Below are 13,988 nucleotides of genomic sequence, written 5' to 3' on the forward strand. Positions count from 1 at the left end.
CTCTTCGTTAGAAGAAGCTTGCAGCATCCGGTTCTCTTTGCGACCGCGGTAGAAGCCGTTAGGCACTCCGCTGCGGTGACACCCCTCTAGGACCACCTCCCCGACCCGTCAAACACTATTTTACAGTTCCATGGCACTTTTTGGGAAAACACGCCTCAAGCGCCCAGCGGGGCCAAGTGGGGCCGTACTCGCCCTAGCGAGGATGCAACCTGGCGCGCGCTATGCCGGCGAGGTTCTGGGCGCGTCCTATATGGCGTATGCGAAGCCGACTGAAACCTGAGGCCAGTTCTGCGAACCTTGCCCGGTGCGCTTCCAACTGTGCAGAGCGGCACCGAGCCGTCGACACACGCTGGCGCTGCCCCCCGCGACAGAGCACGCGGCCGCCGGTCGAGCTCCGACAGGTCGAGCATCGCCGCGACCTCCACCACCCGCTCGGCAATCTCGCACTTGGCGACCTTCGCGACCTTCAACGGAAATGCGATGGTCTCCGCCACCGTCAGATGCGGGTAGAGCGCATGGGACTGGAACACCATCGCCAGCCCGCGGTCCGATGGCGCGCATCGGTTACGTCGCGCGCTGATCGACATCCGCCCCCGCACTCGATACGCGCCTTGAGCCCGGCACTCATCCGCAACAGCGTCGACTTGCCGCATCCCGATGGCCCGACCAGCGCGACGAACTCGCCCTCGCGCTCAAACCCTGTTCATCCACACGAGCGATCGGCCGGTCGGGCCCGAGGACGATCTCTGTGCCTGTTGGTCCGTCGACTTGACGCCGGTTTCTTCCGGCGTTGCGCCGGGTGCGTATTCGACAGAGGCTTGTCTTCCCGGAAACTCGGGTATCGAGCCGCCGTCGCGGTTCGCGCGGGCGAAATTGGGGATTGCCAGCATCGGAGATCCATCGGCCCATGTTCCGCGAACCACCGTCATCCCACCGAGCAATCCCGGACGCCATTCGGCCTTCAGCGGTGCAGGAGATAGAGCAAGGTCTAGGCGAGGCTGATCGACGCGCTCGACATTGTAGATCAGGGGGCCGTACCGGACCGCGACCTTGCTGCGTGTCGCGTCGATCCTGTCGTCCGCGGTCACGCGTTGTACGACCATCGGCAATTCGAGTTCGATACGGTCGCCGCGCCGCCATTCACGGGTGATGACGGCATAGCCCTTATCGATTTCCGGGGTCATCGGCGTGCCGTTCACAGACAGGCGCAGCAGCCCCTGAACTTCAGGCTCGGAGGTGTAGAGCGCACTCGTCTTGCGGTTCGGAACGCGAACGCGCACCGAAAATCTGCGCGCGTCCCTGGGATTGACGGTAATGGCGACCGCGCCCTTCCAGGGATAGTCGGTTTCCTGGATCATCTCGACACGCGTGCCGGCAATATCGCCCACATCGATGCGGCTGCCGACGAACAGGTTGACGTAGACGCCGTCGTCGCTCTTAACATATGTCCAGGTCGGCATCATCAGCAGCGTGCGCGGGATGTTGCCGACGCAGCACGGACAGGTGTGCCATTTGGCACGATCGGTATCGACCAGCGGGTTGGTGTAACAGAAGCTCTTGCCGTCGAGATCCGTGGCCCCGAGCAACGCGTTGTACATCGTCTCCTCGTAGAGATCCGCATATTTGGCGTCGTGGTAGGACAAGTTCAGCTTGTACTGGAAGAAGATCAGGCCGCAGCTTGAGCAGGACTCGCAGTAACTGTCGTTGCGCAGGCTGTAATTGCCGCCGAAACCTTCCGACGTGTCGCCGCTGCCGACACCACCGGTAACATAATATTTGCGGTTCACCATGTTGTCCCACAGGGACATCGTCGCACTTTGATAGTCGCGATCGCCGGTCTCGGCGGCGATGTCGGCCATGCCCGAGTAGAAATACACGGCCCGCACGGCGTGGCCCACCGCCTCATACTGCTGTTCGGGAGGAAGGTGGCTCTGGTCATATTCCGAGCCGCCTTCGCGCGAGTCGAGAAGGAAACGGGCGAGCTTGATATAGCCATCGCCACGTCCTTTCCCCTCCATGTCGTTGACGAAGCGCCCGAAGCGAATGAGCGCCTGCTCCATTTCCTGATGGCCGTCGAACCATGCAGTCTTGCCCGGACCGACATTGGCGACCCAGCAGTCGGCGAGCTTCTTGGCGGCATCGTAGAGCCGCAGGTCGCTGCCGCCGGTCAATGTGTGGTGGTTGATCGCCGATTCGATGAAATACCCAGCGACATAACCCTCGTGGTCGCCGCGATGTTCAGGAGACCAGCGCTTTGGCCACGCGCCGCGATCCGCCAGCGTATAGGCGGTGTGCAGGTAGCCGTCGGGCTCCTGCGCGGCGAGAACGATCGGGATCCAGCGTTCCAGCGTCTTGCGCATATGCGTCTGCGCGTCTGCAATCTCCCCGTCGCCCTGCGGATCCACCATCAGCGCGATGCACATCGACTCCATCGTCTGATGAACCCAGGCGTTGGAAAAGACATAGCCCTTATGCGGCGCGTGGGGTCCGCCTTGCAGCGCCTTGGCCGCCTCGATGAAATTGTCCAGGCCGCCCTGCCCGTCGGTCAGGTCGGTGCGTTCGCAATAGGCGATGCAATGAGGAATCCAGTTGATGATCAACGCCTTGGCGCGTGCGTTCCAGAGCGGGCTGTTGATCGCGTAGGGCGTGGTATACACGACATCGAGCCGTTTCGCCGGTGGCGGCGACACGACGTGGAGGTTCAGCGTCGACGCGGCATCCTTGGCGCCTGCATTCGCCGACAGCTTCAGGACATAGTCGCCGGGCCGGTTGGCGGTAGCGCGCGTCGTCGATGCGGCGGCATCCGCGAAGATCACGTCGCCCGGCCCGCTGACCTTGGTCCAGTGTAGCGCGTCACCCTTCCGACGTTGAAGCCAGTCCGCCTTGCCGGCCAGATAGGTCTGCGCACCGATCACCATCGAACGATCGATCCCCGCGACCACAGTGGGCGCAAACGCCGGCACCGGACCGGCGCTATAGACCTTCCACTGGAGGATACCGACCGACTTCTTACCGTCGCCTTCGAACTCCAGTTTCAGCCGCGTCGTGGTGATCGGCGCAAACGCGGCGCGGTTGTAGCGGTCCGTCAGGACGCCCGGACCTTGGCGAACCCGCACCGGCACGTAATCGCTGCCGTTCCAGTACAGCAACCGCGCGGACTTGGGCGCTGCGATGCCTTGGCCATCATGCCACCAATAGAGATCGATGCTGTCCGTCGAGATCGGCTGGCTCCACTCGTAGGCCACCCATTGCCGGTCTGTTCGCGGCCAGGTGCCGTACGCCCCCCTGCCCGCGTCCTGTGAACTCGAGGGCTCCGCGCCGTTGTTCAGCGCGCTGAGGCTGGTGTCCCCCGATACGTAGAGGCCACTCGGCTTCGCGGCTTTGGCGAGATTTACGATCGTGTCGGCGTGTGGGACCAGAGCGAGCCCGGTATCCGCAAAGGATACGGCGATTGCTCCGGCGGCCACCTTCAGCAGATGGCGGCGCTGGAGATCGGCAAAGCCGGACCGATACGCGCCGGTTTCATCAGAGTCCTGGTGGTTATCGACGGACATGCATGATCTCCCAATCCAAACTCATCCCGGCAACTGCGTCACGACACGCCAACCGGACACCTCTAGTATCAGATACAGTATACGAATAGCTTTTGTCTGACTATACCTGCGTCAAACGAGGGAGAATAATCATGGCGCCGATGACACGACGGGCTCTGATGCATCGCGGAAGCACGCTGGCCACTATCGCCGTCGCCGCATGGCCGGTGCGGGCGGCAACCACGCTGACCGCGGATACGCTGAACGCCTTGCCAAAGGTCAAGCCGCTCCCGCTGTCGGCCGTCCGGCTTGCTCCTTCGGACTTCGCTACGGCCGTCGACGTCAATCATCGCTACCTCCTCGGCCTGAGCGCCGACCGGCTGCTACACAATTTCCGCAAATATGCCGGTCTGACACCACGGGCGGAAATCTATGGCGGTTGGGAAAGCGACTCGCTGGCTGGTCATACGCTCGGGCATTACCTTACCGCGCTCGTCCTGATGCAGGCGCAGACGGGGGATCCCGAATGCCGCCGGCGCGCGGAGTATGTCGTCGCCGAGCTCGCCGAGGCGCAGGCGAAGCGGGGCACGGGCTATGTCGGTGCGCTCGGCCGCAAGCGAAAAGGCGAAAACGCGATCGTCGACGGCGAGGAGATCTTTCCCGAAATCATGAAGGGAGAGATCAAGTCGGGTGGGTTCGATCTCAACGGTTCGTGGTCACCTCTATATACCGTTCACAAGCTGTTTGCCGGCCTGCTCGACGTGCACGGTGCCTGGGGCAATGCGCAGGCGCTGACCGTGCTGGTCGGGCTCGCGACCTATTTCGAGCGGGTATTTGCCGCGCTCGACGACGCGCAGATGCAGGAAGTGTTGGGCTGCGAATATGGTGGCCTCAACGAGAGCTACGCAGAGTTATACGCGCGCACGGGCAACCCGCGTTGGCTGAAGGTCGCGCAAAGGATCTACGACAGGCGCGTCCTTGATCCGCTCGCCGCCCGCAAGGATAAACTCGCAGGGTTTCATGCCAATACGCAGGTGCCAAAGCTGGTCGGGCTCGCGCGGTTGTACGATCTGACCGGAGACACGCGCTACCGCACCGCCGCGGAGTTCTTCTGGGACACCGTCACCAAGCATCACAGCTACGTTATCGGCGGCAATGCCGACCGCGAATATTTCTTCGGCCCGGATCGCATTACCGGTTCGTTGAGCGAGGCGACGTGTGAGCATTGCAATACGTACAACATGCTCAAATTGACGCGGCAGCTGTTCGCCTGGTCGCCCAACGGCGCGTATTTCGATTATTACGAACGCGCGCATCTCAACCACAGTTTATCGCAACTCAACCCGCGTAACGCCGGCTTCTCCTATTTCACCCCGATGCTGTCGGGCGCAGCACGCGAATTCGCGCCGGCCGGCGAGGAAGGGTTCGTCTGCTGCGGTGGCAGTGGAATGGAGGCGCATGCCAAGCACGGCGACTCGATCTTCTGGGAAGGAGACGGGATGCTGATGGTCAACCTCTACATCCCGGCTGACGCACAATGGGCCGCGCGCAAGGCCAGAATATCCCTCGATACCCGCTATCCGCACGATCCTGTGGCGCGGTTGACCTTTACGGAACTGGGACGACGCGGTCGATTTGCCGTGGCACTGCGCGTGCCCGGCTGGGCATCCGGACGAGAGACGGTGACCGTCAACGGCACGCCCGTTTCGCCCCTGCACACGTCCGGGTATGCGGTGGTCGAGCGTCGCTGGGCAGCGGGAGACGTCATCGCGATCACGCTGCCGCTGGAGCTGCGGACGGAACAGGCACAGGGCGGCGGGTCGATCGCGATCCTGCGCGGCCCGCTGGTTCTGGCCGCCGATCTCGGCCCTGCGGAAACACCGTGGACGGGGATCGAGCCCGCGCTGGTCGGCGACGCCGTACTCGACGCGTTTACGCCGGTCGCCGGCCGTAATTCGACCTTCACCGCCCGAGGGGTCGGTCGCCCCGGCGACCTCACCTTCGTTCCGTTCTACAGCCAGTTCGATCGGCGCAGCGCGGTGTATTTTCGCCAGTTCACCCAGAGCCAGTGGCAACAGGAGGAGGTCGCGTTCAAGGCCGAGCTAGCGCGCCAGAAGGATATCGCCGCACGGTCCATCGACATCATGTATTTCGGCGAAATGCAGCCCGAGCGCGATCACAAACTGGAGAGCGAGCAGTCCTGGCCCGCCAGCTATCGCGGACGCAACGGCCGCGACGTGCGATCGGGGGGCTATATGGCCTTTACCCTCAAGACCCGGCCGGGCCCGCTGGTCCTCCAGGCCACCTATTGGGGTGAGGACAAGAACCGCGATTTCGACATCCTGGTGGATGACGTGAAGGTCGCCAGCGAACAGCGGAAGGGCGACGCGCCCAGCAAGTTCGTCGATGTCGACTATCCGCTGCCGATAGCGCTGACGCGCGGCAAATCGTCTCTCCGGGTGCGGTTCGTCCCGCATGAGGGCAAGACGGCGGGACCGGTTTTCGGCGCGCGACTGCTCGCAGCCGGTACAGGAGCAGGCAAGTGAGGGGGGCGATCGCTGCAGCAACATTGCTGGCAGGAAGCCAGTCGGTCGCCCAGACGGCGATACCCGTCACGGCACCGGGCAACCCGATCCTTGCCGACGGTCGGTATTATTCGACCGATCCCGCGCCGGTGGTGGACCACGACACGCTCTGGATCCTGGCAGGCCGCGACGAGGCGCCACCCGACGTCAACGACTTCGTCATGAACGAGTGGCAGTTGCTGTCGACCAAGGATCCCACCTCTGGCCGCTGGATGCATTATCCGGCGATTGCGCAGCCCGAAGCCGTGTTCGCCTGGGCCGAGCTAGGCCGCGCCTATGCCGGGCAGATCGTCAAGGGCGCGGACGGTCGTTTCTACCTGTACGCACCCGTCCTCCAACGACAGAGCGTGGCGGAGGACAAGTTCGCGATCGGCGTCGCCGTGGCGGACCGGATCGCAGGCCCATGGCGGGACGCACACCCGTCCGGCCCGATCATTTCCCAGACGACCCCGGTGTCGAACCACATCCAGAATATCGACCCGACGGTGATGGTCGATGATGATGGTCGTGTTTACCTGTATTGGGGCACGTTCGGCCAGTTGCGCGGGATCGAACTGGCGCGCGACATGGTAACGCCCAAAGGCGGGGAAACGGCAGTCCGTTCGCTCACCGGCTTCTTCGAAGCACCGTGGCTGATGAAGCGGCACGGCACCTATTACATGCTGTATGCCGGCAACAATGCCGGGCCTGATTCCGCCTGCACGCCCGCGGTGTATCATGCATGCATCGCGTATGGCACGGCGTCGTCGCCGCTCGGGCCCTGGACATACCGCGGTACGGTGCTCCGGCCGCTCAGCTCGACCACCAGCCACGCGGGTGCCGTCGAATTCAAGGGCCAATGGTATCTCACCTATCATACCGGCGATGCGGTCGGCGGTGGGCATTTTCGGCGTAGCGTCGCGATCGACCGCATGGACTGGGACGATACCGTGACCCCCGCCGCGATCCGTCCAGTGGTGCCGACCCGGCGCCCCCTGCCGCCGACGCCCCCGACGCGCAATCTCTCCGCCGCGGCACAGGCGCACGCCTCGAACGAACCCGTACCGGTGCAATATTGGATCAAGTCGCTCAACGACGGTATCGTCAAGGCAGCCCCCCTGCCGCCCGACTTGTGGGGCAGTTGGTCACCCGCCAATCCGGCACACCAATGGATCGAGTATCGCTGGCCCAAGCCCGTGACGCTCGACGGCAGCCGGATCCGGTTCTGGGCGGATCATCCCGCTGGCGCGGACGAGGGTGTCGCGCCGCCGACCGCGTGGCACCTGGAATATTGGGACGGCGCGTGGAAGCCGGTGCCAGGTGCCGACCGCTACGGCACCGCGCCGGATGCATGGCAGTCCGTCCGGTTTCCGGCGATCACCACGCGCTGTTTGAGGGCGGTGTTCGATGCGTCGGGCCGCGGCGATCGTCATGCGGGGATCGCCGTGCAGGAATGGGAGACGCTCGCGCCGCGCGCCGCGGCGCCGCTTCAGGCTCCTGCGACCGTCGTACCGGCCTGCGGATAAGCCGAGCGCTGGTGCCGTCAGCAGACCTCTGCGGTGGAGGTCGGCGGCGGCCCCGGCGGTACGCGCGCAGGGTGCATGTAATACACGTCGCCAGACACGCGGTGGCGTGTGCCGTACACCTCGCTCAGCACGTTGAAGAGCGCGACGTCATAGTCGGCGAGATCCTGGTCGGACAGGATCCGCCGACCATCGACGACGGCCAGCCTGTTCGAATTGAACCAGGTCTGCGTGCCTTCCGCCCAATATTCGTCCACCGTGACGGCGGCATATTCGCCCTTCCACATGCCCCGTGTCATGGCCGAGCGATACGCACGCTCGACCCGCGTATACAGGCCGGGATCGACCTGCCGGGCGGCCTCCAGGATGGCGTGCGAAAATTCATGGACGAAGATGTTCTCGCCGTAATAGCGGGTGCGCGGCGTGCCGATCAGGTTCTCCGTCGCCGCGCTGGTCAGCAGGCCGCCCATGCCGCGTGCGCGTCCGTTCCAATAGGCGGCATCGCTCATCGTGCCGATCCGTTTCGGGTACAGCTTGCGTTCGCAGATCGTCAGCCGCGGATCGTCGATCGCGGGCTTTTTCCAGTCGCGTTGCTCGGGGAGATCCACCGTCCCCTCTTCCGGCCCCATGATCGCCACCCGGAAGCCCGACGCGATCATCGCCCGGCGCAGGTCCGGACGCTCAGCCAGCATCGCAACCGCAATGTCGCGCGCGAGGAGCAACGCCGTATCCGGGACGGCCGCGGACGACGCGATCGGGATACCCGCTGCGTCGATGTAGCGCGTGTAGAACCGGTCGAGCTTCAGGTCGGCAGGCGGGGCTCCGATCGTCCGGGCGGGATAGTCGGACGTCTTTAAGGCCGGTTGGGTTTGCGAAATATCCTGCGCGTCCGCGTTGGCCACGGGGCAGGCGACGAGAAGGAACAAGGAAACCGACCAGATACGCGCCATTTGCCATCTTGCTCCTACATAATCGTATACTGTATAAGTCGATTGTATTGGGAACGTAAAGGGCGTGAATTCCGCCCGCGTGCCCAGAGCATTGGGGAGACGTGACGATGCGGATAGTGAAAAGCCTGGTCCTGGCGCTGGTGGCGCTGACGAGCAACGGCGCCTTCGCCTCCGCGGTGTCCGCAGCAGAGCGAGCATGGGTTTTCGATGACGCGCCCAGTTATCCCGGCGTCACGATGATGCAGGTATCTGGAGACCGCGGGGCGGTATCGGGATCGATCACCACCGGATGGTACGGTGCGATCCCTATGCAGGACGCGCGGTGGAGCGGTGACGTCCTGTCGTTCGACACGCGCAACCTCAACGATGCCGCTCGCCCGATGCGGCACTGGACCGCGAAGATCGACGGACACGGCGTGATGCTGGAGGGCGGGATTTGGCATGCCGATGTCAAACAGACCGGGCGTCCCGCGACGGTGACGGAGGTCGCCGCGCGAACGTTCCGCCCAGCCCCGGACCTGCCACCCATGGGCAACATAGCGCCCGATAATCTCGCAGCGACGCCGCCGATGGGCTGGTCGAGCTGGAACAAGTTCGCCGAACATATCGATGACCGGACGATCAGGGCGATGGCCGACGCGATGGTCGCAAGCGGCCTGAGCAAGGCCGGCTATCGCTACGTCAACATCGACGACGGCTGGCAGGGCAAACGCGACTCCGCCGGCATATTGCAACCCAATGCCAAGTTTCCCGACATGAAGGCGCTCGCCGACTATGTGCATGGCAAGGGGTTGAAGCTGGGGCTCTACACCTCGCCCGGGCCCAAGACCTGCGCCGGCTATGAAGGCAGCTACGGGCATGTCGAGCAGGACGCGCGCACGTTCGCGCGTTGGGGCGTCGATTATGTCAAATACGACCTGTGCTCGGGCGAATGGTTCTACGCCGACGCGGACAGCGTCAAGCGGACCTATCATCAGATGGGTGCCGCGCTGAAGGCGACGGGTCGCCCGATGATCTACTCGCTATGCGAATACGGCCGGTTCGCCGTGTCGTCCTGGGGACGCCAGGTCGGCGGACATCTGTGGCGGACGACAGGCGACATCACCGACGACTATGCCAGCATGTCCGACATCGGCTTCGTCCGAAATCCCAAATTCGCGCCGTCCGGTCCCGGTGGCTGGAACGATCCCGACATGCTCGAGGTCGGCAATGGCGGGATGAGCGACGACGAGTACCGCACGCACATGACGCTGTGGGCGATGCAGGCCGCACCGTTGATCATGGGCCACGATCTGCGTCGCACCACACCGGCCGCGATGGCGGTGCTCACGAATGCGAATGTCCTGGCCGTCGACCAGGACACGCGCGGTATCCACGGTCAGCGCATTCGGCGCGAAGGCGATGTCGAGATCTGGCGCAAGCCGCTCGTCGACGGCGCGGTGGCGCTCGCGGTGTTCAATCGCGGTAATCAGACGACGATGATCGCCACTACGGCGGCCGACGCCGGACTACCGCGACTCGGCAGCGTTCAAGACCTCTGGTCGGGCGCAAAGGTCCGACCAAACACGCGATTTTCCATCCCCCCTCACGGTGTAGTGCTATTGCGCATCGCTGTTCGCTGAACATCTTAAGAGTAACTACCAAGTCTATAAGACTACACACTAATCGCGACCGGTAGTGGCTCCTATTCCGATCTGACGATGACCGTTGACAATCACTCAGACAAAAGGAAGTATACAGTATACATAATAAAAATGGGGTGGCGATAATGACTAAGGGGTTTCGGTTCGGTCCGCTGATTGCAGCTGTTACATTGATGCCGACGACCGCATGGACGCAGTCCTTGCGGGTATCGACGCCGCCGCCCGCGGGCGCCACAGATCAGAACCGAACCGTCATCGTCACCCCAACCGGGACTTCGGATACGGCGGAAAAGACCGACATCATCGTGGTAGGTATCCGCGGATCGGTGGCGTCCGCGTCGAACAAGAAGAAGAACGCGAAGCAGATCGTCGACTCCATCGTTGCCGAGGACGCCGGCAAGTTGCCCGACAACAATGTCGTCGAAGCATTGTCGCGCGTGACCGGCGTGCAGATCACGCGCGAGCGGGGCCAGGGGCAAAGCGTCGCCATCCGCGGACTGGCGGGCGTCCAGACCACGGTCAACGGCAACGACACCAGCCTCGGCGATGGTCGCTCGCTCAATCTCGCGGATATCCCGGCCGAACTGCTGAAGTCGGTCGACGTCTACAAGACCCGCACCGCAGACCAGGTCGAAGGCAGCATCGCAGGCACCGTCAACGTCGAACTGCGCCGCCCGCTCGATCTGGCAAAGGGCTGGACGATCGCCGGCAGCGCCAAGGGCATCTACGATGATATCGCCAAGAACGTCAGCCCATATGGCAGCCTCTTGGTCGCCAACCGCCGGGATACCGGGATCGGCGAGATCGGCGTCCTGCTCAACGCATCGTGGACACGAACCAACTACAAGGAGAACTTCATCGAGAGCGAATCGCCCGATGTTCCGTCCGGTAGCAGCGCAGAGCCCAATTCGCCCCGCGCCGGGCTTCCCGCCGGCTTCGAGAATGTCGTCATTCCGTACCGTGCCTATTACGGGCTCGAGCAAGGCCGGGTGGACCGGCCATCGGTGAACCTGGCGCTGCAGTGGCGCGCAAACGACAATCTCGATTTCGTGTTCGAGGGTGGATATCTTGGCTCGCGCGGGCGCAACACGTCCGACCGCCTGTTCGTACAGACGCGCGAAAATGGATCGCGCTACAGCAACATCGTCCTGCAACCCGATGGCAAGACGGTGAAATCCATGACCGTCAACGTCCCGATCAACGCGACGACGCCGGAGGGTCTCCAGGCGGGGATGGACTCTATTTTCAGCGAGACCAGGTCGGACCTCTACACCACCAATTTCGTCATGAACTGGCACAGCGATCGTGCGCTGCTGACGACGAGCGTCCAGTATAACTGGAGCAAGGAGAGCAATGTCGTCGCCGAGCATCTGACGCGACCGTACGGCCTGACGACGGCGACGGTGGATTTCGCGTCCGACGCCTATGACAAACCGGTACCGTCGATACGGTTCGACGGCATCGACCTCGCCAATATCGCCAATTACGGCGTGCAGCGGTATCAGGACCTGATCGGGGGATCGCGCAACCGCGAGTTTTCGAGCCAGGCCGACCTGACACTCACCGCCAGCGAGACTGGATTGCTGCGGACGATCCAGACCGGCGTCCGCTTCAATCGCCGCGATCCGAGCCGTTATTATGGCTATCGCGACGGCTTTCCACGGATCAACGGGCAATTCACGCCGCTGTCGCAATTTCCCGGCGGCAACCAGGCTGAGCTGGTCGGCCCGGATCTGCCCGGCGCCCTGCAATGGTATCGTATCCCGGGGAAGGACGTGTTCGCGAACCGGCCGGCGATCCGCACCTATATCCAGGCGAACGATCCGGGCAACGCGACCCGCTTTACAAGTGAAGATCCGCCGTCGGATCGGGGCCAGACCTATGTCGGCCGCGAAAACCGGCTCTCCTATTACGCACAGCTCGGTTATGCATTCGATCTGGGCGTACCGGTCGACGGGTTGCTCGGCGTTCGGTACACCAACACCTGGGGCAGCTCCAAAAGCTATAACTTCCGTCCTGGAAACGCGGCGAACGGGTTCGCGGACATCGTCGAGTTCGCGCCGGCAAGCGGGAATTATGCCGACTTCCTGCCCAACGCGACCGCGACGATCCATTTCACGCCAAAGGCGCAGTTACGACTGTCCTATACCACCAACGTGCAGCGGCCGAGCTTCTACGATCTCCGCCCGTTCTATTATGCGGATACGCGGGCGGTGCCGCCGGTCATTGCCGCCGGCAACCCCGATCTGAAGGCCCAACGCGAACACGCCTTCGACGCCAGTGCGGAATATTATTTCGGCCGCGGCGGCCAGCTGACGCTCGCAGGCTATTACAAGAAAGCGACCGGGTTCCTCTACTACAGCCGCGAAGTGGCCGCCGATCTCGCGCAATACGGGCTTCCCGGCCAGAGCGGCTTCGTCGAGCAACAGCGCAATGCGGGCGATGGCACGTTTGCCGGACTTGAGGCGACCGCACAGACCTTTTTCGATATTCTACCCGGCTTCTGGCGCAATTTCGGGGTAAGCCTGAACGCGAGCTACATCGCCAAGGCGCGGGTCGAATACCCCTTCCCCGAAGATTTCCCCGGCGCCTACGATTCGGTGAACACGTCGAAATGGACCGCCAATGCCGCCTTGTTCTACGACACGCCAAAATTCAGCACGCGCGTCGCGTTCAATTATCGGTCTGCCTACCGTCTGTTCATCTGGGCAGATAACCCGGAATACTCGTTCTTCAACGACGATACGTACCGGCTCGATGCTGCCGTCAACTATACGCCGGTCAAGTTCATGACCCTGTCGATCGAGGGCACCAATCTGCTCGGCAACGATGTCTACCGGTATTTCGGCAAACAGAACCTGCTTCCCCTGGGGGTTCGTACCTTGGCGAAAACGGTCCAGGGCAGCGTCCGCTTCCGTTTCTGATCGTCGTTGCCGAGGAGGATGGACATCCGGCCGTTCAATCCACGAGGTGTAACCTTCGTCTCGAGGGTTACACCGTCATACCAGGGCGCGACGGTAGAACGCCAAGGTCAGCATCATCGCCTGGAGAAACAGCGCGGGATCGTACCGCGGGCCCTCGTCCCGTAAAAACGCATGCTGCGCGTTCATTTCATGCCACTCATGGTCCGCGCCGACCTCTTCCAGTCGCGCGCGGATCAGGTCTCGACCAGCATAGGGCACATGCGGGTCCTGCCGCCCCCAGACGAACATGATGGCGGCCTTCAGGTCGGCGATGCGCGCCAGGCTATCGTCGGACCGCCCCTCTCCCAGCGTGCCCGAATGAATATCGGTCGGATAGAAGCAGGCCGCGGCGGACACGCGCGGATCGAGGGCGGCGCGATAGGCCAGATGACCCCCAAGACATACGCCGAACGTCCCCAGCCTGCCATCGCACGCCGGATGCGCCAGAAGAGCAGTCAGGCCGGCCGCCGCATCGGCATCGAACGCGGCAACGGGCTTGGTGACCTTCAGCGCATTGCCCCGATCCGTGCCGGCCGGATCGTAGCTGAGGGCCGTGCCGGGCGGCTCATATTCGTGATAGACCTCCGGCACTGCCACGACATAGCCGTTTCCAGCAATCATCGCTGCCAGTCGGCGGATCGGCGCCGTCACCTGGTAGATCTCTGAAAACAGGAGGATGCCGGGGAAGCTCCCCTCGATCGCTGGCCGAAACATGTGCATTCGCATCGGACCGCTCTGGGGCACGACATCCAGTATCTCGTCGCTGCGCAAGATCATCCGCTTATCCTCATGCCGAGATGGAGCAACACGGG

The 13,988-nt window shown here is 63.2% G+C and carries 8 protein-coding genes; 4 read left to right on the forward strand and 4 right to left on the reverse strand.

All coding sequences use genetic code 11. The features are described 5' to 3' along the window. Window positions 1-496 precede the first annotated feature (496 nt). Complete coding sequence (locus AC1MLZ_RS03815) at window positions 497-670, reverse strand: hypothetical protein (protein WP_480961459.1); 174 nt, start codon at window positions 668-670, stop codon at window positions 497-499. A 22-nt stretch (window positions 671-692) separates the two neighbouring features. Beyond that, on the reverse strand, window positions 693-3,554 hold the full coding sequence (locus AC1MLZ_RS03820) for a glycoside hydrolase family 127 protein (RefSeq protein WP_480960530.1): 2,862 nt from the start codon (window positions 3,552-3,554) through the stop codon (window positions 693-695). A gap of 131 nt (window positions 3,555-3,685) precedes the next feature. Between AC1MLZ_RS03820 and AC1MLZ_RS03825 the strand changes: the two genes are divergently transcribed. Then, on the forward strand, window positions 3,686-6,079 hold the full coding sequence (locus tag AC1MLZ_RS03825; RefSeq protein WP_480960531.1) for a beta-L-arabinofuranosidase domain-containing protein: 2,394 nt from the start codon (window positions 3,686-3,688) through the stop codon (window positions 6,077-6,079). After that, window positions 6,076-7,623, forward strand: coding sequence for a family 43 glycosylhydrolase (locus tag AC1MLZ_RS03830; protein WP_480960532.1), 1,548 nt, complete (start codon window positions 6,076-6,078; stop codon window positions 7,621-7,623). Before AC1MLZ_RS03825 ends, AC1MLZ_RS03830 begins: the two co-directional genes overlap by 4 nt. 17 nt (window positions 7,624-7,640) lie before the next feature. Here the strand turns inward: AC1MLZ_RS03830 and AC1MLZ_RS03835 are convergent, their stop codons facing one another. After that, entirely contained in the window at window positions 7,641-8,570 is a 930-nt protein-coding gene (locus tag AC1MLZ_RS03835) for a glycoside hydrolase (protein WP_480960533.1), read from the reverse strand. Window positions 8,571-8,677: 107 nt separating this feature from the next. Between AC1MLZ_RS03835 and AC1MLZ_RS03840 the strand changes: the two genes are divergently transcribed. Together AC1MLZ_RS03840 and AC1MLZ_RS03845 are read left to right on the forward strand one after the other, a co-directional pair. Next, entirely contained in the window at window positions 8,678-10,192 is a 1,515-nt protein-coding gene (locus tag AC1MLZ_RS03840; RefSeq protein ID WP_480960534.1) for a glycoside hydrolase family 27 protein, read from the forward strand. Between the two features lie 194 nt (window positions 10,193-10,386). Continuing rightward, complete coding sequence (locus AC1MLZ_RS03845) at window positions 10,387-13,137, forward strand: TonB-dependent receptor (RefSeq protein ID WP_480960535.1); 2,751 nt, start codon at window positions 10,387-10,389, stop codon at window positions 13,135-13,137. 75 nt (window positions 13,138-13,212) lie between these two features. Here the strand turns inward: AC1MLZ_RS03845 and AC1MLZ_RS03850 are convergent, their stop codons facing one another. After that, window positions 13,213-13,953 (reverse strand): dienelactone hydrolase family protein, encoded by a 741-nt coding sequence (locus AC1MLZ_RS03850; RefSeq protein WP_480960536.1) that lies wholly within the window; start codon window positions 13,951-13,953, stop codon window positions 13,213-13,215. Window positions 13,954-13,988: the final 35 nt, after the last annotated feature.

The sequence above is a fragment of the Sphingomonas sp. PEI4 genome, from assembly GCF_056679955.1.